The sequence below is a fragment of the Crossiella sp. CA-258035 genome, assembly GCF_030064675.1.
Lineage (GTDB): Bacteria > Actinomycetota > Actinomycetes > Mycobacteriales > Pseudonocardiaceae > Crossiella.
In genome coordinates, this window is record NZ_CP116413.1 from 6,905,389 (window position 1) to 6,930,106 (window position 24,718).

At 69.5% G+C, this 24,718-nt stretch carries 22 protein-coding genes, 4 tRNA genes and 1 pseudogene; 20 read left to right on the plus strand and 7 right to left on the minus strand.

All coding sequences use genetic code 11. The features are described 5' to 3' along the window. Nucleotides 1–21 precede the first annotated feature (21 nt). The 6 genes and pseudogenes from N8J89_RS31040 to N8J89_RS31065 all read left to right on the plus strand — a co-directional run bounded on the left by N8J89_RS31040 (nt 22) and on the right by N8J89_RS31065 (nt 4,659). On the plus strand, nt 22–831 hold the full coding sequence (locus tag N8J89_RS31040) for a LuxR C-terminal-related transcriptional regulator (protein ID WP_283660547.1): 810 nt from the start codon (nt 22–24) through the stop codon (nt 829–831). Between the two features lie 83 nt (nt 832–914). Then, nucleotides 915–1,946, plus strand: a complete 1,032-nt coding sequence (gene tdh / locus N8J89_RS31045) for an L-threonine 3-dehydrogenase (RefSeq protein WP_283660548.1) — start codon at nt 915–917, stop codon at nt 1,944–1,946. Nucleotides 1,947–1,974: 28 nt separating this feature from the next. Beyond that, nucleotides 1,975–3,159 (plus strand): glycine C-acetyltransferase, encoded by a 1,185-nt coding sequence (locus tag N8J89_RS31050; RefSeq protein ID WP_283660549.1) that lies wholly within the window; start codon nt 1,975–1,977, stop codon nt 3,157–3,159. Nucleotides 3,160–3,226: 67 nt separating this feature from the next. After that, a pseudogene (locus tag N8J89_RS31055) lies at nt 3,227–3,523 on the plus strand (transposase); the annotation flags it as partial. A 341-nt stretch (nt 3,524–3,864) separates the two neighbouring features. Further along, complete coding sequence (locus tag N8J89_RS31060; RefSeq protein WP_283660550.1) at nt 3,865–4,251, plus strand: DUF3592 domain-containing protein; 387 nt, start codon at nt 3,865–3,867, stop codon at nt 4,249–4,251. Nucleotides 4,252–4,419: 168 nt separating this feature from the next. Continuing rightward, nucleotides 4,420–4,659, plus strand: coding sequence for a transposase (locus tag N8J89_RS31065; protein WP_283660551.1), 240 nt, complete (start codon nt 4,420–4,422; stop codon nt 4,657–4,659). Between the two features lie 143 nt (nt 4,660–4,802). On the opposite strand, the gene N8J89_RS31070 is transcribed toward N8J89_RS31065, so the two are convergent. Further along, a complete protein-coding gene (locus N8J89_RS31070; protein ID WP_283660552.1) occupies nt 4,803–5,429 on the minus strand; it encodes a nucleoside/nucleotide kinase family protein in 627 nt (208 codons plus the stop codon). Nucleotides 5,430–5,503: 74 nt separating this feature from the next. Here N8J89_RS31070 and N8J89_RS31075 point away from each other — a divergent pair, with 74 nt between their 5' ends. From N8J89_RS31075 to N8J89_RS31085, 3 genes are all read left to right on the plus strand, one after another. Further along, nucleotides 5,504–5,983: a DUF4383 domain-containing protein gene (locus N8J89_RS31075; RefSeq protein ID WP_283660553.1), complete on the plus strand. Its 480-nt coding sequence runs from the start codon at nt 5,504–5,506 to the stop codon at nt 5,981–5,983. A gap of 466 nt (nt 5,984–6,449) precedes the next feature. Continuing rightward, a complete protein-coding gene (locus N8J89_RS31080; RefSeq protein ID WP_283660554.1) occupies nt 6,450–7,565 on the plus strand; it encodes a carboxylate-amine ligase in 1,116 nt (371 codons plus the stop codon). Nucleotides 7,566–7,574: 9 nt separating this feature from the next. Then, nucleotides 7,575–8,627: a 23S rRNA (adenine(2058)-N(6))-methyltransferase Erm(C) gene (locus N8J89_RS31085; RefSeq protein ID WP_283660555.1), complete on the plus strand. Its 1,053-nt coding sequence runs from the start codon at nt 7,575–7,577 to the stop codon at nt 8,625–8,627. Here N8J89_RS31085 and N8J89_RS31090 read toward each other — a convergent pair. Beyond that, nucleotides 8,581–9,444, minus strand: a complete 864-nt coding sequence (locus tag N8J89_RS31090; protein ID WP_502868507.1) for a putative RNA methyltransferase — start codon at nt 9,442–9,444, stop codon at nt 8,581–8,583. The two genes, N8J89_RS31085 and N8J89_RS31090, sit on opposite strands and share 47 nt — an antisense overlap. Nucleotides 9,445–9,645: 201 nt before the next feature. Between N8J89_RS31090 and N8J89_RS31095 the strand changes: the two genes are divergently transcribed. Beyond that, complete coding sequence (locus N8J89_RS31095; RefSeq protein WP_283660557.1) at nt 9,646–10,566, plus strand: endonuclease/exonuclease/phosphatase family protein; 921 nt, start codon at nt 9,646–9,648, stop codon at nt 10,564–10,566. Between the two features lie 335 nt (nt 10,567–10,901). On the opposite strand, the gene N8J89_RS31100 is transcribed toward N8J89_RS31095, so the two are convergent. The 4 genes from N8J89_RS31100 to N8J89_RS31115 all read right to left on the minus strand — a co-directional run bounded on the left by N8J89_RS31100 (nt 10,902) and on the right by N8J89_RS31115 (nt 12,930). Next, nucleotides 10,902–10,973 (minus strand) — tRNA-Val (locus N8J89_RS31100). 56 nt (nt 10,974–11,029) lie between these two features. Next, nucleotides 11,030–11,437 carry a TIGR02611 family protein gene (locus tag N8J89_RS31105; RefSeq protein WP_283660558.1) on the minus strand — a complete coding sequence of 136 codons (408 nt, stop codon included), beginning with the start codon at nt 11,435–11,437 and terminating at the stop codon, nt 11,030–11,032. 66 nt (nt 11,438–11,503) lie between these two features. Next, the gene (locus N8J89_RS31110) at nt 11,504–12,355 is read right to left on the minus strand and encodes an anti-sigma factor (protein ID WP_283660559.1); all 852 of its coding nucleotides are present in this window, start codon (nt 12,353–12,355) and stop codon (nt 11,504–11,506) included. After that, on the minus strand, nt 12,352–12,930 hold the full coding sequence (locus N8J89_RS31115) for an RNA polymerase sigma factor (RefSeq protein WP_283660560.1): 579 nt from the start codon (nt 12,928–12,930) through the stop codon (nt 12,352–12,354). Before N8J89_RS31115 ends, N8J89_RS31110 begins: the two co-directional genes overlap by 4 nt. Before the next feature lie 332 nt (nt 12,931–13,262). Between N8J89_RS31115 and N8J89_RS31120 the strand changes: the two genes are divergently transcribed. The 4 genes from N8J89_RS31120 (at nt 13,263) to N8J89_RS31135 (ending at nt 14,139) form a co-directional block, all read left to right on the plus strand. Beyond that, the gene (locus tag N8J89_RS31120) at nt 13,263–13,688 is read left to right on the plus strand and encodes an SsgA family sporulation/cell division regulator (protein ID WP_185007996.1); all 426 of its coding nucleotides are present in this window, start codon (nt 13,263–13,265) and stop codon (nt 13,686–13,688) included. Nucleotides 13,689–13,847: 159 nt separating this feature from the next. Next, a tRNA-Gly gene (locus N8J89_RS31125) sits at nt 13,848–13,920 on the plus strand. Nucleotides 13,921–13,991: 71 nt separating this feature from the next. Beyond that, nucleotides 13,992–14,063 (plus strand) — tRNA-Cys (locus N8J89_RS31130). Nucleotide 14,064: 1 nt separating this feature from the next. Then, nucleotides 14,065–14,139: transfer RNA gene (locus tag N8J89_RS31135), tRNA-Val, on the plus strand. Nucleotides 14,140–15,645: 1,506 nt separating this feature from the next. Here the strand turns inward: N8J89_RS31135 and N8J89_RS31140 are convergent. Continuing rightward, nucleotides 15,646–16,332 carry a serine/threonine kinase C-terminal domain-containing protein gene (locus tag N8J89_RS31140; RefSeq protein WP_283660561.1) on the minus strand — a complete coding sequence of 229 codons (687 nt, stop codon included), beginning with the start codon at nt 16,330–16,332 and terminating at the stop codon, nt 15,646–15,648. Between the two features lie 449 nt (nt 16,333–16,781). Between N8J89_RS31140 and N8J89_RS31145 the strand changes: the two genes are divergently transcribed. From N8J89_RS31145 to N8J89_RS31170, 6 genes are all read left to right on the plus strand, one after another. Next, nucleotides 16,782–17,375 carry a hypothetical protein gene (locus N8J89_RS31145; RefSeq protein ID WP_283660562.1) on the plus strand — a complete coding sequence of 198 codons (594 nt, stop codon included), beginning with the start codon at nt 16,782–16,784 and terminating at the stop codon, nt 17,373–17,375. Between the two features lie 211 nt (nt 17,376–17,586). Next, nucleotides 17,587–17,928: a hypothetical protein gene (locus N8J89_RS31150; RefSeq protein ID WP_283660563.1), complete on the plus strand. Its 342-nt coding sequence runs from the start codon at nt 17,587–17,589 to the stop codon at nt 17,926–17,928. Beyond that, nucleotides 17,925–19,658 (plus strand): hypothetical protein, encoded by a 1,734-nt coding sequence (locus N8J89_RS31155; protein WP_283660564.1) that lies wholly within the window; start codon nt 17,925–17,927, stop codon nt 19,656–19,658. The genes N8J89_RS31150 and N8J89_RS31155 overlap by 4 nt, the downstream gene beginning before the upstream one ends. 196 nt (nt 19,659–19,854) lie before the next feature. After that, nucleotides 19,855–20,370, plus strand: coding sequence for a hypothetical protein (locus N8J89_RS31160; RefSeq protein WP_283660565.1), 516 nt, complete (start codon nt 19,855–19,857; stop codon nt 20,368–20,370). A gap of 15 nt (nt 20,371–20,385) precedes the next feature. Then, nucleotides 20,386–21,930, plus strand: coding sequence for an AAA family ATPase (locus N8J89_RS31165; RefSeq protein ID WP_283660566.1), 1,545 nt, complete (start codon nt 20,386–20,388; stop codon nt 21,928–21,930). A gap of 9 nt (nt 21,931–21,939) precedes the next feature. Next, a complete protein-coding gene (locus tag N8J89_RS31170) occupies nt 21,940–24,717 on the plus strand; it encodes a CHAT domain-containing protein (protein WP_283660567.1) in 2,778 nt (925 codons plus the stop codon). The last annotated feature ends 1 nt before the right edge of the window (nt 24,718 follow it).

The window sequence follows — 24,718 nt, forward strand, 5'->3', positions numbered from 1 at the left end:
AGGTACCATCTCCGACCGCGCTTGTCGCCCCTCCTGTCGAATCTGGTTTGGACCAGTTGCCGGTCCACCCAGCGGCACAAGCAGGCCGAATTGAAAATTCAAAAGAGCATACAGTGCCACTATATCGAGTATGCTAGTCTGCGAAACCCCTGGCGCCGCCCCTGCGTTCCCGAGGTTTCCATGGCCGTCCAAGCAGATGTCCGGGTATTCGTCATTGATCCGCAGCCCATTGTCATCGCCACCCTGCGCACCGTGTTCGCCGGCACCGGCGACATCGCCCAGGTGGGCGGCGCCACCTCGTGGCGTACCGCGTATCCCCAGTTCAGCCGGTGTCCTCCGGATGTCGTACTCCTGGAGCTGGCCACCACGCTGGACGACGGCCTCGAACTGATCCGGCACTTCCGCGAATACCACCCCGGCACCGAGGTCCTGGTGTTCAGCGCCGAAGGACGCCGGGTGCTGTGCGCATTACGCGCGGGCGCCCGCGGTTTTCTGCTGAAATCGACCGGCCGGGTCCAGCTCATCGAGGCGGTGCGCCGGGCGCGCGCCGGGATCGCCACCGTGTCACCAGAACTGCTGTGCCAACTGGTGGCCGAGGTTCAGCAGGACGGCAGCAGGCCAAAACTGTCGGCCCGTGAACTGGAAGTGCTCCGGCTGGTCGCCGCGGGCCACCGCAACACCGACATCGCCCGCGACCTGTTCGTCACCGAGGCCACCGTGAAGAGCCACCTGCAACGGCTCTTCACCAAGCTCAAGGTCAACGACCGGGCCGGGGCGGTGCGGGCCGCGACGGCCGCCGGACTGCTCTGTGCAGGAGGACTGAATCGCTAGTTCAGTAATCGTCGATGGACGCATGCGCACGCGCGCACCCAGACTCAGGCATCGCGTAACCGCTAGTTGTCTGGAGATGCCTGGTGAAAGCACTGATCAAGGCGAAGGACGAGCCCGGCCTGTGGCTGGAGGACGTCCCGATGCCCGCCGTCGGCGCCGACGACGTGCTGGTGCGGGTGCGCCGCACCGGCATCTGCGGCACCGACCTGCACATCCAGGACTGGGACGACTGGGCCCGGCGCAACGTGCCGGTGCCGCTGGTCACCGGGCACGAGTTCGTCGGCGAGGTGGTCGAGGTCGGCTCGGCGGTGCGCGAGGTCGCGGTCGGCGACCTGGTCAGCGGCGAGGGCCACCTGGTCTGCGGCAAGTGCCGCAACTGCCTGGCCGGGCGGCGGCACCTGTGCGCCCGCACCAAGGGCCTGGGCGTGCACCACAACGGGGCCTTCGCCGAGTACGTGGCGCTGCCGGCCAGCAACGCCTGGGTGCACCGCAACCCGGTGGACCTGGACGTGGCCGCGATCTTCGACCCGTTCGGCAACGCGGTGCACTCCGCGCTCAGCTTCCCGATCATGAACGAGGACGTGCTGATCACCGGCGCGGGCCCGATCGGCGTGATGGCCGCCGCGGTGGCCAAGCACGCCGGCGCCCGGCACGTGGTGATCACCGACGTCAGCCCGTACCGGCTGGCGCTGGCCGAGCAGGTCGGCGTCTCGCTGGCGCTGGACGTCAGCAAGCACACCATCGCCGACGCGCAGCGCCGGCTCGGCCTGCGCGAGGGCTTCGACGTCGGGCTGGAGATGTCCGGGCAGCCCTCCGCGCTGCGCGAGATGATCGCGAACATGACCCACGGCGGCCGGATCGCGATGCTCGGCCTGCCCAGCAAGGAGATCCCGGTGGACTTCTCCACCGTGGTGCTCAACATGCTCACCATCAAGGGCATCTACGGCCGGGAGATGTTCGAGACCTGGTACTCGATGTCGGTGCTGCTGGAAGGCGGCCTCGACCTCAGCCCGGTGATCACCCACCGGTTCGGCCACGAGGACTTCGAGGAGGCCTTCGCCACCGCCCGCGAGGGGCGCTGCGGCAAGGTCATCCTCGACTGGACCACGAACTGAGCACCGACCCAGCACGGAAAGGGACCTGATGTTCGGCAGCATGCGCGAGGACCTGCGCAACAGCCTCCAGGAGATCCGCGAGGCCGGCCTGTACAAGGCCGAGCGGGTGATCACCACCCCGCAGAACGCCTCGGTCGGCGTCGGCGGCGGCCCGAAGGTGCTCAACTTCTGCGCCAACAACTACCTCGGCCTGGCCGACCACCCGGAGGTCGTGGCCGCGGCCAAGGCGGCGCTGGACGAGTGGGGCTTCGGCATGGCCTCGGTGCGGTTCATCTGCGGCACCCAGCAGATCCACAAGGACCTGGAGTCCCGGCTGTCGGCCTTCCTCGGCACCGAGGACACCATCCTGTACAGCTCCTGCTTCGACGCCAACGGCGGCCTGTTCGAGACGCTGCTCGGCGCCGAGGACGCGGTGATCTCCGACGAGCTCAACCACGCCAGCATCATCGACGGCATCCGCCTGTCCAAGGCCAAGCGGTTCCGCTACAAGAACCGCGACATGGCCGACCTGGAGCGCTGCCTGGTCGAGGCCAAGGACGCCCGCTACCGGCTGATCGCCACCGACGGCGTGTTCTCCATGGACGGCTACCTGGCCCCGCTGGACGAGATCTGCGCGCTGGCCGAGAAGCACAACGCGCTGGTCATGGTGGACGACTCGCACGCGGTCGGCTTCACCGGCCCGACCGGCGCCGGCACCCCGGAGCTCTTCGGCGTGCAGGACAAGGTCGACGTGCTCACCGGCACCCTGGGCAAGGCCCTCGGCGGCGCCAGCGGCGGCTACGTCTCCGGCCGCGCCGAGATCGTGGAACTGCTCCGCCAGCGCTCCCGCCCGTACCTGTTCTCCAACTCGCTGGCCCCCGCGGTCACCGCCGCCTCGCTCAAGGCCCTCGACCTGATCAGCACCTCCGGCGACCTGCTGGAGAAGCTGCGCCAGAACACCGAGCTGTTCCGCCGCGAGATGACCGCCCGCGGCTTCGACGTGCTCCCCGGCGAGCACCCGATCGCGCCGGTCATGATCGGCGACGCGGCCGAGGCCGGGCGGATGGCGGAGGCGCTGCTGGAGCAGGGCATCTACGTGATCGGCTTCTCCTACCCGGTGGTGCCGCACGGCAAGGCCCGCATCCGCACCCAGATGTCGGCCGCGCACAGCACCGACGAGGTCTGGCAGGCCATCCACGCCTTCGAGAAGGCCCGCGAAACCCTCAAGGCCTAAGTAATCAGTTCAGAATGAGCTGGCGTGTCGGCTTTGCCGGTGCTGCAAGGTGTTCCGGGATCAGCGCGTGCGTGAGGAGGTCCTGACCGATGAGCTGTGGGCTCGGCTTGAGCCGCTGATCCCGGTACGCCCGAGGCGCTTCCGTCATCCCGGTCGCAGACGTGCCGATGACCGGACGGCGTTGGAGGGCATCCTGTACGTGGTGCGCACCGGCATCGGGTGGAACCGATTGCCCACCGGCCTGTTCGGCGCCTCGCGCGCGAGGTGTTGGCGGCGACTGACCGGGTGGCATGAGGTCGGGGTGTGGCAGGAGTTGCACGAGCGGCTGCTCGCCGAGTTGCGGGCGGCAGGGCTGGTGGACCTGTCCGCTATCTGGTGCCGCAGGGCCAGAATCTCCGCGTCCTTGTCCCTCAGGGGTAACAAGCGCAGCAGCGCGAAGCATCGGTCACGGTCAGGTACGCCAGTCGGAGCAGCACAGCCAGTCATCATGCTGCGTCAGTCGCCGAAGCTGTGGATCACGAGCACGCTACGGGCTATCCGAGTCCCTTTGCCCTGCTCACGCTTCTCACCTGCATGGATGCGGCTATCGGCAGGCGCAACGCCGGGGCGCGGCGCGTCACGGCGAGTTTGGGGAAGTGCGCGGCGAGGAACCTCGCACCCATGGGGAACTTGTCGTCCCGGCGTCCGCCGGCGTGGTTGTTCGGGTTGGTCGGCGCGATCGTGATCGGGGGCTTCGCTTGGGCGACCTATCAGGTGTGGAGCAACGACCAAGCGTTGGCCGAGCGTGGCCAGCGGGCGATGGCCACGGTGGTGGACACGGACAAGCGCGACGAAGTGGAGTTCCGCACCCAGGACGGCAGGCAGGTGCGGGCGTTGATCGGGCAGCGGCTGTCCGGTACCGCGGTCGCGGTGGGGGAGGAGATCGAGATCGTCTACGACCCCGCCGACCCGACGTCGGATGTCGACGACGCGCGAGCGACCGGCGACCGGTCCTTCGCCTACCTGATGTCGGCCATCACGATCCTCGCCGCAGCGGTCATTCCCGCGGTGACCTGGCATCTCGCCCGGATGTCGAGGACAAAGGTCCGATAACCCTTCCGCCCTGTGCCACTCGAAAAGTCATCGCTGCTGGTCAAGCGGCACACCCGTACTCGTCGAGGATGCCGCCGAGGATGCGGGTGCGGTGCGGTTCGCCGGTGTCGAGGTCGTGGACTGCGGTGGGGTGCTGCTGAGTTCCGGGGATAGCTGGTCACGGGCTTGATGAGGTCGGTGTCGGTTGCAGTGGTCTTCGTAGCTGTTCAGGACCTGGCGTGCGTGGGCTTCTCCCAGGATCAGGATGTGGAAGACCACCTACACCTACGACCTGTCCGGTGGCCGGTCGAACGCACCTTCGCCTGGATCAAAGGCTTCCGACGACTCCGCGTCCGCACCGAACGACGAGCCGATGTCCACCAGGCCATCCTCGCCTTCGAGAAGGCCCGCGAAACCCTCAAGGCCTAAGCCTCCACCAACGTGTTGGCCGTTGTCGTACCCCATGTTGGCCGAACTCGTACCCCGAGTTGGCCGCCGCGGGACAGCGCGGTCCGGTTCGGCTGTCCACAACGGCCAACACCCCGTACGACAACGGCCAACACGGCGGTGGGTTAGCTCTCCACCAGGGCGGGATGTCGAGGATCGTCGGCCCGGACAACCAGATCGGCCAGGTTGTCCGGGTCGACCTCGTCCATGTACCGCTTGTACGCGGGCAGCGTCCAGTGCAGCTCCGGAGCCGTGCGCCGGGCCAGCGCCGCCTCGGACAGTCGCAAGTGGACGGTCAAGTCCAGCGGAAGTCCTTGTCCCATCAGCAGTGTGCCGTCCAGCAGCAGCACCCCGCCCGGCGGCAGCGGCACCCGCTCGGCCCTGGTCGCCCGGTCCGTCACCGGGTTCCACAGGCTGGGCAGCACCAGGCCGGATCCCTGTGGCGCCAACGGGTCCAGCACCTCCCGGCGCAGTGCGCCCGCGTCCAGCCAGTTGAGGTAGAAGGAGTCCGGGTCCCGCCTGCCGTGTTCCAGCCGCAGCGAGGCCGGGCGCAGGAAGTCCCCCGCGGAGACCCGCAGCACCGGCCGGCCGCGCACCCGCAGCGGCTCGGCCAGCGCGTCGGCCAGCAGGCCCGGCTCGGCCGCGGCCGCCCCGTCGACGGCGACCCTGGCCCACAGTTGCCTGGGCAGGGCGGCGATCCGGTCGGCGACCTCGGTCACCAGGACGTCGAAGGACACCGGTCGCACCCGCATCCCGCCATCCTGCCAACACCGCCGCGTTTGGCCGGGAACGCCCCGGGTAGCCGGGGTCCACGAGGAGGTGTGCGATGAGTGAGCGAGTCCGGCCAGCCCGTTTCCCCTGGCCACAGATGGTCGCACTGAGCACCGGCGTGATCTTCTTCTTGCTGGGACTCGGCGGTTTCGCCGTCACCGGCTTCACCGACTTCTTCCGGCACGACCCGGTCATCGACGCGCTCGGCTTCACCGTGAACCCGATGCACAACCTGATCCACTTCGTGCTCGGCATCGTCGGCGGCATCTGCGCCAGCGGGCTGCGCGCCACCATGGCCTACGGCTGGGTGCTCATCGTCGGCTACGGCGCGGTCCTGGTCTACGGCCTGTTCGTCACCGGCGACCCCGCGCACGACCTGCTCAACCTGAACTGGGCGGACAACGTGCTGCACCTGGCCGCCGTCGGCGTCGGCGTGCTGATCGCCATCGGCGCGGTCAAGGTCGCCCGCGCGGACGGCTGGGTGGTGCCCCGGCCGGGCGCCCCGACCCCTGGGCAGTCCGCCAATCAGGGGTGAGCTACTGCACGTGCTAGTTCCGGAACAAGAGGGAGTGGTAGACCGTTGAACCAGTTGACTGACGCGTGCCAGATCCGGCGACGAGCATCCCGAGAGTCGCCGTCGAGCCCGGGTGGCATGCGGTGAACCCCCCAGACCACCGCCTCCCCCATCCGGTGGAGATCGCCGCGTCAGTCCACCGCCGTCGGTCGGTAACACCCCCCTCGCCGGCCGACGGCCCTCTTCGTTTTGGGGAACAAACGGCAAGTGCGATAAGTTGTACTTGGTGGTCGGCGTGTTACGTGTCCCCCGGGCTCACTTTCCGCCTTCATGGAATACCGTTCGGCTGGAGCCATGTCGTGCCTTTCGCCGAGAGGCGACCTAGCGCGTCGACCGCCCCAACTTCCCCGGCAACCGCCGGGATGCCCCGGGTAGCCACCCGGATGCGCGCAGCCTTCGCCCGCCCCACTGCGGCAGGGTGATGGGCATGAGCGAGTGGACCTTCGGGGTCGAAGAAGAGTTCATCCTCGTCGACGCGGACACCGGCAGGCTGGCGGCGCAGGCCGCGGCCGTGCGCCGGGGCGCGGACGCCAGCGAGTCCGACGACGAGCTCCAGGAGGAGCTGACCCGCTTCCAGGTGGAGACCGCCTCGCCGGTCTGCACCACCGCGGAGGAGCTGACCCACCACCTGGCCCGGCTGCGCGGCAGGCTGGCCGACAGCGCCCGCGAGCTGAACCTGTGGCTGCTGGCCACCGGCACCGCGGTCTTCCCGGAGCCCTGGCCGCCGCCGCTGGCCGGCAAGGACCGCTACCACCTCATCGCCGAGCGCTACGGCGGCCTGGTGGACACCCTGTGCGGCTGCCACGTGCACGTGGCCATCCCGGACGCCGAGTTCGGCATCCGGCTGTCCAACCACCTGCGCCCCTGGCTGCCGCTGCTGCTCGCGCTGAGCGCGAACTCCCCGTTCTCCCGCGGCCAGGACAGCGGCCACGCCAGCTGGCGGCACGTCAGCTGGGCCCGCTGGCCCTCCGCTGGCCCGCCGCCGTTCTTCGACTCCCCCGCCCACTACGACGCCAGCGTGAGCGCTCTCCTGCGCGCCGGGGCGGCCCTGGACCGCAAGATGGTCTATTGGGACATCCGCCTGTCGGAGGCCCAGCCGACCCTGGAGGTCCGGGTCTGCGACGTGGCGGCCACGGTCGAGGAGGCGGTCCTGCTGGGCGTGCTGGTGCGCGCGCTGGCCCAGGCCGCCAGCCACGACATCGAGGCCGGGGTGGCCGCGCCGCGGATCCCGCACGAGGTGCTGCGCGCCGCGCTGTGGCGGGCCGCGCGGGACGGCCTCGGCGGCCACTGCCCCGATCCGGAGTCCGGCTCGCTGCTGCCGGTCAGCGCGGTGCTGCGACGTGCTCTGCGGCGGCTGCGGCCGTTCCTGAGCGCCAACGGCGAGCTGGAGCTGGTCGAGCGGCTGACCGAGCACCTGTTCACCGTGGGCGGCGGCGCGCAGCGGCAGCGGCAGGCGATGGCCCGCCGCGGCGAGCCGATGGATGTGGTCGAACTGCTCGCCAGGCAGACCACGGTTTCGTCATTACTGGACTCGCCCAGCTAGCGTAGGAGGGTGCAACCAGGTCGTCCGCCGCGTCAGCGCCAGCCCAACCACTCCAGTGTCCACCTGCTGTCCTCCTCGAAGGTGATCAGCGACCTGGTGGTGAACGCCCGGCTGGGCCCGGACGACCTGGTCATGGACCTGGGCGCGGGCACCGGTGCGATCACCGCCGAGCTGGTGCGCACCGGGGCCCGCGTGCTCGCGGTGGAGCGGGACGAGGAGTTCGTCGGCGACCTGGAGCGCCGCTACGGCGAGCACGAGAACCTGCGGGTGGTGCACGCCGACCTGCTGTCGGTGCCGCTGCCGCACCGGGAGTTCGCGGTGGTGGCCAACATCCCGTTCTCCATCACCACCGCGCTGCTGCGCCGCCTGCTGAACACCCCGAACGGCTCGCTCACCCAGGCTGACCTGCTGGTGGAGTGGGGCCTGGCCAAACGCCTGACCGCGGCCTGGCCGAGGGACCTGGAGAACGCCTGGTGGGCGGCCCGGTTCGAGATCGCCATCAAGCACCGGGTCCCGGCCACCGCGTTCCGCCCGGCCCCCAAGGTCGACGCCGCGCACCTGGTGCTGCAACGCAAGTCCGGCCAGAGCCGCCACCTGCAGGGGGTGATCTGGGCGCTGCTGAGCACCGCGTACGGGTCGCCGAACACCCCGGCGCGGGCCGCGCTGACCTCGTTCATCACCAGGGGCCGGGCGCACCGGATGCTGCACGAGATCGGCATCGAGTCGCAGGCCGCGGTGGGCACCATCAAGCTCAGCCAGTGGCTGGGCATGGCCGATGAGCTGGCCGCGGACCGCTCGCTGTCCTGGCCGCCGCTGCCGAAGAACCTGCGCACCGACGGCAGCCGCCGCGAGGAGTCCACCAACCGCGGCCTGCGCGCCCCCCAGGGCAAGGCAGCCGCCCAGGGCCGCTCCAGCCAGGGCAAGTCAGGCCAGGGCAAGTCCGCGCACGGCAAGTCCGACCAGGGGAAGTTCGGGCACGGCAAGTCGGACCAGGGCCGCACCGGCCAGGGCCGCGCTACCGGCAAGCCCGACGGTAAACCGCGACGCGCACCGAAGCGCTGACCGCACAAGGCTCCGGCAGCACACCGATCCGCCCGGCCAGTTCGGCCGGATCGGTGTGCCAGGCGCTCGGCCCCATCCCGACCACGGTCGCGATGTCCCGATGCGCCAAGGACAACTCGAACGAGCGAACCTCGTCATCCACCCGGATGAAGTAGGCCCCGAGCTTCTCCTCCACCCGCCGCGCCTTGCCCTCATCCACCCGCAACAGCCCCAGCGCCGCCACCAGCTCACCGAGGTGCCCGGCCTCCGGCGTCACCACCACCAGCCGCCCGCCAGGGGCCAGGATCCGGGCCAGCTCGGGCCCGTTGCGCGGCGCGAACACGTTGAGCACCACCGAGGCCACCCCGTCCCGCACCGGCAGCCGCCGCCACGCGTCACACACCACGGCCCCCAGCCGAGGGTGTTCCCTGGCCGCCCGCCGCGCCGCGAACTTGGACAGGTCCAGCGCCAGCCCCACGGCCTCGGGCACGCCACGGAGCACCTGCCCGAGGTAGTAGCCGGTCCCCGCCCCGAGGTCGACCACAGCCCCACCGGCCGCGTTGCCGTCCGCCGCCCCGCCCTCCGCCGCTCCGTCGGCCGCCAGCGCCTCCCCCGCCGCCGCGCACACCGCCTCCGCGACCGGCCGGAAATGCCCGGCCCCCAGGAACTCCGCCCGCGCCGCCACCATCGCCGCGGTGTCCCCGGTCCCCGCCCCCGCGTCCCCCGCCAGCAAGCTCAGGTACCCCTGCCGCGCCACGTCGAAGGAGTGCCCCGCCGCGCACCGCACCGCCCGCCCCTCGGCGGCCAGCTCCAGCCCGCAGTGCGGACAGGCCAGCATCGGCAACACCTCTGAGATCACCCCGCCACTCCACCACAGGCGCCGCCACCCAGCTCGCGCAGGTGCCCGGCCACCGGACCGCGACCCGGCCCCGCTGCGCCTTCCGGCGGATTTCCCTTACCGGCCACCACATCGACACGCTCGGCCGCCTCCGGGCCTGGCAGGGTGAACGGGATCGCCCCCGAACCCCGCGGAGGAACCATGTCCCGCCGAGCCCACCGCGCGAAACCGTTGCTGGCAAAGCTGTTCTGCACCGCTCTGGCCGTCCTCGGCCTGACCCAGGCCACCCCCGCGCTGGCCGGAGGGGCCCCGGTGATCGGCCCTGCCCGCGGCGACACCCTGCACGTGATGTCGTTCAACCTCCGCTACGCCGCGACCACCCAGCCGAACTCCTGGCCGGTCCGCCGCCCGGTGCTGGCCGAGCTGCTGCGCCGCGAACAGCCCACCGTGCTCGGCACCCAGGAAGGTCTCTACGGCCAGCTGAAGGACATCGAAGCGGACCTGCCCGCGCACTACGACTGGATCGGCCTCGGTCGCGCGGGCGGCAGCCAGGACGAGTTCATGGCGGTCTACTACGACACCCGCAGGCTGACCCCGCTGGCCTTCGACCACTACTGGCTCTCCGACACCCCGAACGTGATCGGCTCGAAGTCCTGGGGCAACCGGGTCATCCGCATGGTCACCTGGGTCCGCTTCGCCGACCGCCGCACCGGCGCCGAGTTCGTCACCGTCAACACCCACTTCGACCACGAATCGGAGAACTCCCGCCAGCGCAGCGCCGAACTGGTCCGCGACCGGATCAACGCCCTGTCCCCCGGCCTCCCAGTCATCCTCACCGGCGACTTCAACACCGCCGCGGGCAACACCCCGGCCTACGACATCCTCCGCACCGGCGCCACCCTCACCGACACCTGGCCCGCCGCCACCGAACGCCGCACCCCCCTGCACGCCACCTTCCACGGCTACCGCCCCCTGGTGCCGAACGGCGACCGCATCGACTGGATCCTCACCAGGGGCGCGACGAGCATCCGGGCCGCGGCCATCAACACCTACGCCCGCGACGGCCAGTTCCCCTCCGACCACCTGCCGGTCCAGGCCCTGCTCACCCTGCCCAAGGGCTAGACCGGGCCGGAGAGTCCGGCTCAGGACTGGGTGATCGTGGCCTCGCGCACCGCGTCACCGGCCCTGGTGACGGCAGCGCCACACCCTGCCTCCTCGACCCCGGGCCACATCTGCCGGCATACCGACATCGCAACGCCGAGGCGGGTCGTCGATCCGGTTGTAGTCCCACAGGATCTCCCCGGTGCCGGATCGGGAAGGTGCACGTCCACGCGAAGCGGCTTGCGGCGTGGACACCGCGTGCGAACCCGACTTCCAGGGCCGCTGCTGTACTTCCACTGCTGTACGAAATGGCAAGAGGCCCTGGAGATTGTCTCTCCAGGGCCTCTGACCTGCGGTGGGCGATACTGGGATCGAACCAGTGACCCCTTCGGTGTGAACGAAGTGCTCTCCCGCTGAGCTAATCGCCCGGGTCTTCCCGCCCTGCCTTCCGGCCGGGCAGGAAGAACATTACACGATCCACTCGCTACCGCGAAAACGGGGTCCTAGCCCACGGAAGGTCCAGGTCAAACCACCCGGCGATCATGCCGAAGACGTTGAGCAGCCACAGTGTCGTCAGCACCACGAGGCCGGTGAGGGCGAGCACGCCCCAGCGGACCGCCCAGTGCTGGCGGCGCAGCCAGCGGGTCCAGGCGTCGTACTTGGACTTGGCGTAGGCGAGGGTCTTGCCGGCCCAGGAGAACTCGGTGGCCAGGATGGCCAGGCCGGCGAAGACGACCAGCCAGCCGGGGCCCGGGTACGGGATGAGCACGATGCCCAGGGCCAGCACCAGGCCGCCGACCACGCCGACCGCGATCCGGAAGACGAGGCGGAGGGTGGGGCTGTTGCGGATCTTGGCGGCGAAGCCCCAGCGCTCGGCGAGGCGGTCCAGCACGTGGGGCTGGGCGCCGTCCTTGGTGAAGCCCGCGGGCTCGTGTTGTTCGGAGGTGCTGCTCAGCGCCTACTCCAGGTTTCCTTGGCCCACGACGGTCGTCGGGCTCGCGGGTGCGGCGCGCCCGTCCTCCAGGGACACCGCGTACCCGGTGAACTGCGGCGCGTTGTCGCCCCAGCTTACGGTCCGGGGCTCGATTTCCGGGCCCGCCACGTCGAAGGCGCCCAGCGCTCTCGGCGGCTGTCCGGGGCTGGACAGGCCCCACAGCACGTAGGTCTGCCGGGACTGGTCGTTGGCCGGCAGGTCCATCGGCACGATCGCGCCGCGACCGCCCGCGGCGACCATCATCGCCACGGGGTGACCGTCGCTCGTGGCGCCGATGAGGGCGCGGCGCATGTTCGGGTCGCCGACCAGCTGCACCGCCTTGGTCAGCGCGGCGGCGCGGGCGGCCTCGGCGTCGCGTTCGGCGTCGAGCTGGAGGACCCGGATGCCCAGTCCGCCGATCGCGACAACGGCCAGCACCGCCGCGGCCACGGCCAGCCACCGCCGGTTGCCCGGACGAACAGACTTGCGGGCATCCCGCCGGTTCGAAAGTTCATCATCAGGCTGCCGTTCGCCGACCGTTGGCGACACTTCGGCGATACCGCCGGAATGGCTCCCCGAACGGGCGGGCACCTGGGGTTCTTGGTCGATTCGGGCGAACAGGTTCGCCCGAAGGTGCGGTGGTGGATCCTCTTGCGGCACCGCCGCGCCGAGCTCGGCGCCGACCTCCTGGGTGGCCGCGACCACGTCCCGGCAGCGTGCGCAGCCGGGCAGGTGCGCCTCGAACTCGGCCACCTCCGCCGGGTCCAGCACGTGCAGCGCCCAGCCGGTGGCCAGCTCCTCGTGGGGGCAGTCCTGGCCCTGAAACTTCGTGTTCACCGCTGCTCCCCGAGGTCACGGTCCTGGTCGTTGCCGCCGGTCAGCAGGGTGCGCAGCCGGCGAACCGCGGCGAACATCCGCGACTTCACCGTGCCGAGCGGGACGCCGGTCAGCGCGGCCACCTCGCACTGGGTGTAGCCGCCGTAGTAGGCCAGCACGAGGACTTCCCGCTGGTCCTGGCTGAGCTCGCCGAGTGCGCCGCGCACCTGCTCGCCCAGCACGCCGGTGATCGCCGCAGCGTCCGCGCCCGGCGCCTCGCGCTCGCCGGTGATGGCCTGTTCGGCCTGCGCGGCCGAACGTTTGCGCTGGGTGTTCTCCCTGCGCACGGCGTCCACCGCGCGGTGGTGCACCACGGTCAGCAGCCAGGTGCCGACGCTGCCCCGCTCGGCCTGGTAGCGGCCGGGGTCGCGCCACAGTGTGAGGAAAGCCTCTTGCACGACATCCTCGGCGAGCTGGGTGTCGACACAGACACGTTTGGCCAACGAGTACGCCTGTCGGCAGTACCGGTCGTACAGGCTTGCGAACGCTACGCGGTCGCCTTCCGCCAACCGGGTGACGAGCTCGCGGTCGGTCACTCCTCCGGCGGGCCGCCCGTCCTGTTCGGCGGTGCTAGCGTGGTCGAGCCGTGCAGCCGGGTATCTCGGCCGATCAGCAACCAAGGGGTTCCTCACATCCAGCGTTCGCACGAGGGCGCGGACCGGTTCAGGCTAGACCTCGAAACCAAATCCAGACACGATGACTGACCACTCAGCGCAACGCTCTGGTCGCCCACCGAAGTAGTTCTGCCCCGGATGGGTGATCTATCGGCCATAGGCGAGCGCAACTGGCCACTCCCACGTCACAAATACAACGCATGGCCGTTCCTAGGGCGGCAGGCAACGGCAGCAGTGCAGGAAGGCGGGCGACGATGCGCAACGACCATGTGACCCTCCGTTCCACGGCGGTCTTCGACCTCCTGGCCCCGCGGACCCCCGCGGTCCCGGTCCAGGTCGAGCTTCGCTACGACACCCGCGACCCGTACGCGGTGGTGGCCGCCTTCCGGACCGGGCGCACCGGCTGGGTCGACTGGGTCTTCTCGCGCGATCTGCTCGCCGACGGCCTCATCGCCGACGCCGGTGACGGCGACGTGCGCATCCGCCCGGCCGTGGACGACCCCGAGGTGGTCGTGATCGAGCTCAGCTCCCCGTCCGGCCACGCCATGTTCGAGGCCTCCGCCCAGGAGCTCGCCGACTTCCTGGACCGCACCTACGACCTGGCCGCCCCTGGCAACGAGAACCTGTGGGTCAACATGGACGAGGCCCTCTCCCAGTTGCTCTCCAACGACCTGAGCTGAGGAAACGGCGCGCGGTGCGGCGCGCGCCCGCGGTGGGGGACCCCCGATTTGATCCGGCTCCCCCTCGTCCGATAAGGTTCTCCTCGTTGGACGGCAAGAGCGGAAACCCCCGGTAACACAGGGGGAAGCAGCACGGAAACTTCGCCTCGCCGAACACATGCGGATGTAGCGCAGCTGGTAGCGCATCACCTTGCCAAGGTGAGGGTCGCGGGTTCGAGTCCCGTCATCCGCTCTGGGCGGCTCGTTCACGGGCCGGACCTCTGTAGGGTCGTGATCTTCGGAGCGCGGCTTCCCACAGGGAACGGCGGAGTGGCCGAGTGGCTTAGGCAAGGGCCTGCAAAGCCCTGTACGCGGGTTCGATTCCCGCCTCCGCCTCGGACGATTAGCTCAGCGGGAGAGCACTACCTTGACACGGTAGGGGTCACTGGTTCAATCCCAGTATCGTCCACCAGTTATATTTGCAGTTCAGGGCCTTGTAGATGATTCTTGTCTGCAAGGCTCTTCTTCTGTGATCACAGAGTTCCACGTGGCTCAAGCGGTCGCCTCGACCCTTTCCGCAGGTCACAGCGTCCGCACGAGCACTACCTAGCCACAGTGGCGTTCTCGGCAAATGCGCATGCTTCAGTCCGAACAATCACAGGTCAGGTGCATTGCACATGATCTTCGCCAGTTCGGATGTCCTGATATGGCCATTCGCCCTCCGCAGGTGAACTTCGCCACTTGGATGCTCCATCGCCTGGCCTGCTACGTGGATCGATCGTGACGCTCACCCACCCGGAAGCAGCCAGCGTTCCGACCCCTAGCCGACAAACCTGGAACAGGCCGATCGGACGTAGGGTTCGGGCTCGCAGATGTTCGCTCTCGGCTCCGACCTCAGCGGGCCCGCCGCCAGCCGCAGCGAAGCGAGCCTTCGATGGTTCCGGCTCAGCCTTGCCCACACGGGCCAAAGCAGCCGCGAGGCTTCAATTGGCGATCGGAGAAGCGGCCACCAGTCGGTTGGACGATTACCGTCAGTTGGTGCAGAGCCTTGACACCTCATGGCGAGTTCGGCGGCATGAGGGGAGCCCAGTTCTCGGCAGAGGGTTAGGTCTTCCCGCCAGTGGCGCTTCGCTTCCGCCAAGCGGGCGCAGCACCGAAGCGGTGTTGACCAGGGCGTTGCTGCCGACGTGGCCGCCGCCGAGGTGAGTGAACAGCCCGCCTACCCGCTCATAGTGGAACAGCGCCTCGGTCCAACGACCCATCGCTGTCAGCGCCACGCCGAGATTGTTGCGCGTCACCGCCTCGGCCCGGCTGGTCCTGCGAGCGCAGGACCGCCCAAAGGGCTTGTCCGTGGGCCTCCGGCGAGCCGCCCACCTGTTTGGTCAGATAGAGGTTTGGTGCGTAGCACATGGGCGAAGTGCTCACGGTGGACGTTCAAGTCCTCCTTGTCGAGCTTGCACAGGATGATCATGATGGCTTCCTCAACGCGCAGCCACGCTCACTCGGACTCTTTGTCCGCGAAGGACTTCTCGGCCGATGGCTCGCCGACGAGCGGTATCCGGTGGGATCAGGACCAGGTCGGTATGTGCTGCGGCGTGGTGGCACGAGCCGTTCGTGAAGCGGCGTGGCACCCTTGGACTCAAAACCAGCGAAGTCGCCGTTCGGCGGTCGCCTACGTTCGTGCAGTGTGCAGCCAGGCTGGGATGGGCTCCCGGGAGACCAGCCCGGACGAGGAGTCCTCGCTCTCGACGCTAGCGTCGAGTATGCGGTCGCCCGCGCGGGGGCAGGTGAAATGCACCAGCGTGACCACCGCATCGTGTTGAGCGAACTGCCCCGTGTCGGCGAACACGGCTATGGGCTCGGTGCCACCACATGAGTCGCCAGTGCCCTGATCGGCCGGAAACGCTTGCCTGCAAAGAAACCTCGCGCGCGATCGCAGTCCCCGCATCAACCCTTCCTAACGAACGGAAGCCTCACCTCAAGCCATCGGGCCGGCGGTGCTGGCGAGGACATCGAAGATCGGCTTGACCGTCGGCCATGTGGCGACACTTGCTGACGCGTATACGACGTAGTCGATGCCGTTGAGCCGCCAGAACCGCCCCATCGCGTGCTTCCGACCGCCGTCCTTGTCATAGAGGAACTCCCACTCCACCGTCTCCACCACCGCGGACGTCGATGACACGCGCTCCAGCCTGAGGCGTTGATACCCCTGGCGGATACCGGAGTTGTCCGTCTCGTTTCCCGCTACCGACTGCAGCAGCGAACCAGGGGCCGAGTCACTACCGCCGAACCGAAGCAGGTCACCGCGATTGGTCGGGCTGTCCGCCTGTTGGCTCGACGGCATCGCACCGGGACTCACCGGCCAGTCCACCGGGATCACGACGCGGATGCGTTCCGGCCCGGCCACCCTCCGATAGCCGACCGGCACGTCGTCCGACGCCGAGATGGTTACCGTCGTCGGCCGGCCCGTGGTAGTCGGCGTCCACCCAGTCGTCAACGAGGGCTCGGCAGTCCGGTACGCGGTAGGTGTCGTGGTGAGCGCGGTAGACGCGACGGACGAAGTCTCCCCCGCGGTCACCTCCTGTTGGCCTCGCACCGCGACGACGGTCACGACGGCCACCACCGCCAGGAACGCGACGGCACCCGTCACCAGCGCAATTGGCACAACCTTGCCTCGCCCAGGCGGCTTGGACGGCGGCGAGGGCCAGGGTGGCACGGACTGCGGCGGGGTCACCTCGCCCGTGTGCGCACCCCACAGCGGGGTGCCTTCGGCGCGTGGACCGTCAGTATTTCCTGAGTCATTCACGTTACACACCTCATCCCATCATCCCGGCGCGGGGACCGCTCGTCGCGCTCACTTCCCAACGCGACCTTTACCAGACACAATAGTCTTCGCACGTCCCAACATTTCCTTTCTCACGCAAGGAGCCTGTCGTGGCGAACTCTTGCAACACTTGCGGAAACCCACTGAGCAGTAATGACCTGCACTGCCCCGGCTGCGGCGCCGGTTCAGCCGGTCCCTCACCTCCACAAAAAGTGAGCAGGACACGCATTCCACTGGAGCACATCTCGCCTCCTCTCTCGAAAAATGCGATCCACATTCCGGGGCGCGCCGTGATCGGAACCGTGATCGACATCGGCGCCGTCCGTCAAGAACCTGTCGTGGAACGGACGACAGTGCTCCTCCTGCGCTTCGGCATGGTTCTGACGGCCGGCGGACTGCTGGCCGCGGCACCGCTCGGCGGAGCGGTGCTGCTCGCCAGGGCGGCCGCGGCGACCGCGGCCTGCCTAGTGCTCGCCATCGGGCTCGGCGTCGCGCTGCGCGCCGCGTTGCCCGCCGAGATCCGACGAGACGTGCCGCCGGCGCGGTGGTCATTGACCCTGCCCGTTCGCGCGGAGATCCGGAAATTCACTAGAGAAGTGCAGGTCATGACACTGAAAGAGCTCTCGGGCGCGGAGCACCGATGCTCTGCACCCGGCTGGTTCAGTCCCACACCGCCGAAGCGGGGTGACATCGTCGACGTGTACGGCAGGCGTACTCGGTCCGGCACGGTGATAGTCCGCCACCTGGTCGCCACGGCGACAGGCCAGACGATGGTGGTTCGACTTCGCCTCCGGGAAGTCTCCACGCAGGTCACCACGATGGCCCTGGCGGCGCTGTGGACGGTCACTGGCGTGGCCCTGTGCGCGCTTCTCGTACTCGGCTGACGTCCGTTGTAATGAACCGGACCGGCCGGACGACGACCCTGCTGACAACAAAAATCGAATCAGTCCACACAAACTCGAGGGCGGGAGTTGCAACGTGCCTCGGCCATTGATCAATGCAAAAATGACGGCGCTCGGCCCACGGGCGCCGAGCGTCCGGACGACGTCCCGGACAGAGCGGATTAGCCGATTGCAAAAAAGATCGAATCGTTACATGGACGCGATCAAAGCGCTCGACAGCGGCGGCCGACTGGGCACCGCAGAAGTGCGGGAACTGGTCGACGGAATCCGCCAGGAATTCGAGGCCCAATACTGCTCCACACCGGTCGGCATCGTCGGCAAGTGTTATCTCGGCGAGCCGTTCGAGGTGCACACCCTGGCCCTGGACGGCGGGATCATCGAGCACTACCGGACCGGCGAGCCAGTGCCTGGCGGCCTGGAGCGAGCTAGGGCACTGGCCATCTCGCCGGTCTACCTGGCGATCGAGGTCTACAACGATCGGATGGTGTGCATCCGGACAGACGGCACGACCGCCGTGCTGGAGGGGGAAGCGTGAACTCCGTCCACGTCCCGCAGTTGAGCGCCCTCACCAAGGCGGTCGACAACGTCACCAACGCCACCATCCGGCTCGCGGAAGAGCAGGAGAAGATCCAACACTCAGTCAACGTCGTCCACACCAAGCAGGACCAGGCAGCTCGGCAACTGAGCGTGTTGCAGACCGCGTTCGACCAGCTCGCCCGCGAGCAGCTGCGGCAGCACTACCTTCAGGTCGCGCACACCAAGATCGTCGAGGTCCGGCAGACGCTTGACACCGACTACGGCCATTTTCGCGAGGTACGCAGGCTGGCTACCGGCACCCTGCAAGCTCTGGACGTCGGCATCGTCTCGCACGGCACCATGCGCAACCTGACCGAGGAGTTGATGCTCCTCACCCCCGGCTACTGGCTGGCGCCGGCGCTGATCGCGCTCGCCGCATGGATCCGGAACGACGAGGAACTCGCGGGCAAAGCGCTCCAGGAGGCAGTGCGCCGCGACAATGACAAGGCGTCGCTGTTCTTCGCGCTCGTGCTGCGCCGGCACCATCGCGACGAGGCCACCTCGCGATGGCTGCGGCAGTACGTCGCGCGGCAGGACCCAGGCCAGCTGTCACGCGAGTTCACCGTGATCATCGACGCGGTCAGCACGGGCGCCCTCGGCCACGCCGCGAAGCCGATCGTGTTGGACCAGATGCGCGAGTGGTACGACCGGCTGAACGCCGACCAGGCGATCGTCGACCGGCAGGTGGATCGCTGGGCGCAGGTGATCGACGCCGAGCGCAGGCCGGTGGACCCGCGGTACACGGTCCTGCAGACCATCAGCCCGACCTGGCCGCAACTCAAAGCCCTGTACGAGGGGGCGACCGTGCACGGGGCGGCCGAAGAGATGTTCCGCCGCATCTTCACCGGCCCGATCCCGCTGGACAACGGACTACGTGAGCGAGTCGACGGCATCCTGGACAGCCTGGTGACCGGCTACGACATCGAGGAAGCGCCGCTGCGGCAGGAGGAGGCCGGTCTCCAGGCGGTCATCGACGCCGAAGGCGACAAGGACGCGGCGGCGAAGGCCATGCGGCTGGTCGACCCGCTCCACGAGCAGACCACCGACTTCCTCACGCTGATCAGCAACTCCGCGCTGCAGCCAGACAAGGCCGGTGTGTCGCTGGGCACCCGGCGGTCCTCTATCGCCCTGGCCAGGGACTGGATCGTCCAGGGCGCGGGCCGGTTGGAGGCCGCCAACGTCGCCTCCGAGCCAAAAGCCGTCACGCTCACGCTGGAAGGCTGGACCGCGCAGGTGGATGGCCGCACCGACGAGCCGGCGCTGGTCGCTGGTCTGGCGCGGCACATCGACGACGAGACCGAACGGGCCGTCGCTGCGGTGCGGTTCACTGGGTCACCGCTGTACGCCGCGATCGGCACCGGTGTGCTGACGCTCGTCGCCCTGCTGACTGCCCTCAACGGCGGGGTCGGCTTCGCGGTGTTCTGCCTGCTCGTCGCGGCGGGTCTGGGCGGCTGGTCTATGTGGCAGGTACGCGGCTTCCCCGCGCGCAGGGCTGAGATCCGTGCCCAGGGCGAGCAGCGCAAGGTGGTAGCTACCGCCACGCTACGTGGCGGCATCGCGGAGTTGGTGGACTTGCGGGGCGAGTGGCAGCGGGAACTCGCGGGCGCGGAGCGGTTCCGCCAGTACATGGGGCGACTCGAAGGCGCCGCGTTCGCGCCGTCGACCCCCGGCGAGCGAAGGGGCGCGTGACCGACATGCCGGACCCGACGATCGATCCCCCGCGCCACGGCGATCCGCACACTCCCGCGCCGGAGACGGGAGATCCGCACAGGAGTTCCCGCCACACCGCCGCGGACGGCGGGGTGGCGCTGAACCTGCCGAGCTGGGACTTGCTGCCGCCCGTCGAGTTCCTCAACCGGCGCCGTGGCCATCGAACAGGTCCCCGGTGACGCGCCTGCCCGGTCCCTATGCGGCGTGGGCGAGCTGGCTGGAGGCGTTCGGCCGTGGCGAGGACCTGTCTTCTGGGCACCTGCCCGCGATGACCGCCGAGCTCGGCCCGGACATGACCGAACGGCTGTTCAACCTGGTCGTGCAGGCGTTTCAGCACCGTCAGCGACGATGGCACGAGACGCTCCAGCGCGACATGCGAGCGGTGACCGGCGCTCCGGCAGGGGCGACCACTGCCATCGCGGCGGCCCTGCACAACGCGCGCGGCCTGCTCGCACCGCTGCGGGAACTGGCCGAACTCCCCCAACTCCCCGTGGGGCTGCGGGACAGCCTGCGCGACGCGCTGTCTGACACCGTCCGATCGGCGCAGCGCACCCTGGAGGGCTCGGCCCGGGACACCCCGGCGGCGTTCCAGGCCGTGATCCGCGCCAACAGCCTCATCCCCGGCCTGACCCAACCGCGGCCCGCGCCACCGGCGCCCAGGCCCGTGGCCAGCAGGCGGGTCATCCTCTGAAAGGACACGGTCAGCATGCCCAACGGGGCGGAGACCAGAGCCCGCATCGAGTCGTACCTCCTGGCGAGGATCCCGTTCGTCACCGTCCGCACGGTCGAGCGGAGCCGTGCCCTGGACATGCTTGGTGAGCTGGCCCGGATCAAACAGCTCGACATCCTCGTGCACACCCTCAGTCAGGGACTACGGGATCTGCGCACCCGGCAGCCCGTCACGGACGACAGATCGTTGCTCGGCGCGCTAGACCTCGCGGGCGAGTGGTTCCAGTCGAGGTCCAACCTGACCATCGTCTTCACCGACGTACAGCACCTGTCAGAGGACAACGACATATCCCGTCGTTTCTCGGACCTGGCCACGCTCGCGGAGGAGCACGGCGGCAGCATGGTGGTGATCACCTCCGACCCGGTGTGGACCCCGTTGCAGCGCATGGGCATGGCGGTGTCGCTCGACCTACCGGACATGGACGAGATGCGCGCCGAGATCGAGAGCTTCCTGCGCCCCTACTCATCCGACATCCCGATCGAGTGGGGGTCCGCCGAGTACGACCAGGCGGCGTCGATCCTCGCCGGTGTTACCAAGATCGAGGCGCTGAACATCCTCGCCACGCTCGTGGTGAAGCGGTCAGTGACCAAGGACGACCTGCCAGGGCTGAGCCGGGCCAAGGATGCGATCTTCAACGAGCTGGCCGGTTTGGAGCGGGTGACGCTGCGGGACGGCGACCATCGTGTCGGCGGCCTGGCTGGCCTGCGCCAGTGGCTGGACCGCAAGCGCCCCCTGCTGACCATGGACCTACGCGACCGCGGCATGCGGCCGCCGCGCGGCATACTGCTGGTCGGGGTGCCTGGTTGTGGGAAGTCCTTGTCGGCCAAGGCGATCGCCGCCGACTGGCAGCTCCCGCTGTACCGGCTGGATATGGCGTCGGTGTTCGGCCATTACGTGGGCCAGTCGGAGGGCAGGCTGCGCGACGCCCTCGCCACCGCAGACACCGTGGCACCGTGCGTGCTGTGGATCGACGAGATCGAGAAGGGGCTGGCCGGGTCGGGCAGCGACAGCACCGGCATCACCACCCGCCTGGTCGGCCAGTTCCTGTACTGGCTCCAGGAGTCGCGCGCCCGCGTGTTCGTCGTGGCCACCGCCAACGACACCCGGTCGCTGCCGCCGGAGCTGCTGCGTAGCGGCCGGTTCGACGACATGTTCTTCGTGGACCTGCCCGACCAAGAGGAACGCCGGGAGATCATCGGCATTTACCTGGGCAAGTACCTCAGGGTGCCGGTCGCCAGGGAGGTCGTCGACGAGTTGGTGGTGCTCAGTGAGGGGTTCGCCGGTTCGGACCTCCAGTCGGCGGTGGCCGAGATCGGCTACGAGGCGATTCGGGTCGGCGACGACGCAGTGCCCGTCGACTACTACTACAGCGCGTTCCGGAACGTGGTGCCCCTGCTCCGGTCCGCGCCGGAGCGCGTAGAAGAAGTGCGTCAGCTCCGCGACCGGGCGATCCCGGCGTCGGGCAAGGCGCGGCCGAGCACGGACCGAACCGTCGGCGCGCGTCGTGTCGTCCTGGGCTGAGGGGGCCGCGTGACGACCGACGAGCTGTCAACGGTGCTGGGCCACACCGACCTCGCCATCGCCGCGATCGACGAGCCGGACCGGGCGGCGTGGGTCTTCGCCCGCTGCTGGGCGAGGGTGGTGCGCTTCCAGCATCTGGAGGGCGACGAGCAGGATCTGGACCGGGCGTTCGCGGACGTTCAGTCTCTGCCGCCAGACTTCCCCGGCCGGGCCAAGCTCGCGGCAGCCGCAGTGGCCGCCGCCCTCCAGCGCGGCCGGTTGCGAACCCGGGAGCGCCTGCTCGCGGCCCGTGAACTGACCGCGATCGCCGACGCGGACCCGGTGCCGCTGTCGGCGTGGCCGAAGACATCAGCCGCGGTGCGGGCGATGGCGCTGGTGAGCGCGGCGCAGCACGGCGAGCCGGGCTTCCACTTCGATGGCGCGGTGGCCGAAGCCGAGCGCCTGGCGTCCGCTGCCTCGGGCGAGGAGCCCTACTCGACGATCGCCGACATGGCGTTGACGACCCTGCGCCAGCAGCGGTCGATGGCCAACCGGGACGCTGGGGGCGCCAAGGGGGCGGCCGAGGAGCTGCGCGACAAGCGGTTCGCCGTCGGTGGCGCCGACGTGATGGGGGTGATGGCGGAATTCCAGGCCTCGCTCCTGCGCCTGGACACCCGGCGGATGGTCGAGTTGTGGCCCCAACTGGCCGCGCTGGCCGATCACCCGGCCCTGCCCGCGAGCACCAGGGCAGGTTTGGCGGAGATGTTGCGCTCGGTGGCCCCGTTCTTCACCATGCTGAGGGAGGGCCACGACGCCGATCCCGGTGGTCTCGGCATGATGGCCGATCCCGAGCTGATCAAGGTCCTCGTCGATTCTCCGCTGCTCGCCGACCAGCCGGGGCTGTCCACCCCGGAGTGGGCGCTCCGCGCTTTCACCGCCGCCACCGGCCAACTGGCCCTCGGCACACCGGAGGCGATCGACCGGGCCATCACCATGCTGTCGGAGATCCTCGAGCGGGTGGATCCGCACGACGCGCGGATGGGTCTTTACCTGACGTCGCTGGGCGCGGCGATCATCGACCGCCACGTGCGCTCGGGCGATCGGGAGGATCTGCGCCGCGGCATCGCGGTCCTGGAACGCGCCCGGGATGTCGTCGGCTCGGTCACCAGCGCGTACTGGCACATGGTCGCGGTCCCGCTCGCGGCCGCCTATCGGATGAGTGGCCGCGCGGATCTCGGGCATGACACTGCCCTCAGTGGGCTGCGCGCCCACTGCTGGAACGCGCTGGTGCAGGCCGACCCGGTCGCCGTGCACGCCGCAGCACGGGCAGCAGCCGGCGACGCGCTGGACGCGGCACACGCCTGCCTGGCCGACCATGACCCCGATCGCGCCGTCACCGCGCTGGAGTCGGGCCGAGGGCTCATCCTGTTCTCGGCACTGGAGCGCCGAGACATCGAACGCCGCTTGGCGGACGCGGGCAAACCGGCGTTGGCGCAGCACTGGAAGCGTGCGGTGGCGTTCAACCCCGCCGAGATTCCGGAGGACCTGCGACGCCAGGTGATGAGCGAGCTGACCGGCGTCCCACTCGTGCCAGGTTCGCAGCCCGGCCGACCGGTGGGTGGCCCGGCCCGGCTTATCGACCCGCCCGCGCTGCCGGAAGTCCGCGCGGCCCTGGGCGCGCTCGGCGCCGACGCGCTGGTGTATCTCCTTCCCGGTGAGCAGGGCACGGGCGCGGCCGTGGTGGTGCCCGCGGAGGACGAGGCGAGCAGGTACTTCCTGCCGGACCTCACCGCAGCCCCGCTCGCGCGCTTCGAGGATTTCCTGGCCCGCTCCCTCAGGGTCGCGGAAAGAGACGCGGACGCGGACTTCGAGTCGGCCACCACGGGCGACCTGACCGAGCTGTGCGAGTGGGCTTGGGACGTCGCGATCGGCCCGCTGCTGGAGCACCTGCCCGACGACACCAAGCGGATCGTGCTCGTGCCGATCGGCGAGTTGGCGCGGATCCCCTGGCACGCGGCGCTCGACCGGCGTACAGGTGAGCACGCCGTGGAACGGGTCGCGTTCTCTTATACGCCGTCCGCCCGCTTGATGTGCGAAACGGCCTGGCGCAAGCGGGTGGCGCCGGGCGGGCACGCGCTCGTGGTGGCCGACCCGGACACCAAGGGCACGCAACGGGAACTGGTCGCGGCCCGTGCCGAGGGTCTGGCAGTCGCCGCACTCTACCCGCGCGCACGGCTCGTCGGCCGGGCGCCGGACGGATCGGCCGCCTCCGGCGGTCGGGGCACCAGGGCAGATGTCGCCGGCTGGCTGGGGACGGCCGAACTGGGCTCCACGCTGCACCTGGCCTGTCACGGCGTGGTGAGCTACGACGCCGACTCGTCGTCCTATCTGTTGCTCGCCGACGGTGACCGTCTCGCGGCGGAGGAGCTGACCGCCGCTCTCACCACCTCACCGGGGCGGGACGTCGCGCTGGCCGTGCTGGCGGCGTGCCGCAGTGGGGAGTCCGGGCGCGGGCACGACGAGGCGTTCAGCATCGGATCGGCAGTCCTCGCGGCCAACGTGCGCACAGTGGTGAGCGCGCAGTGGAACGTGCCGGACGCGGCGACCTCGGTGTTGATGTTCATGTTCCACCACTACCTGCGCGCGGAGGGGATGCCGGCGGCGGACGCCCTGCGCGCGGCGCAGCTGTGGGCGCTGCGGGACCGGACGCCGCCCGCGTCGATGCCCTGGGCGCTGCGCAACCACCTGACCCGGCACGACGTCGGAGCGGTCGAGGCGTGGGCCGGATTCACCCACGCCGGGCAATGAG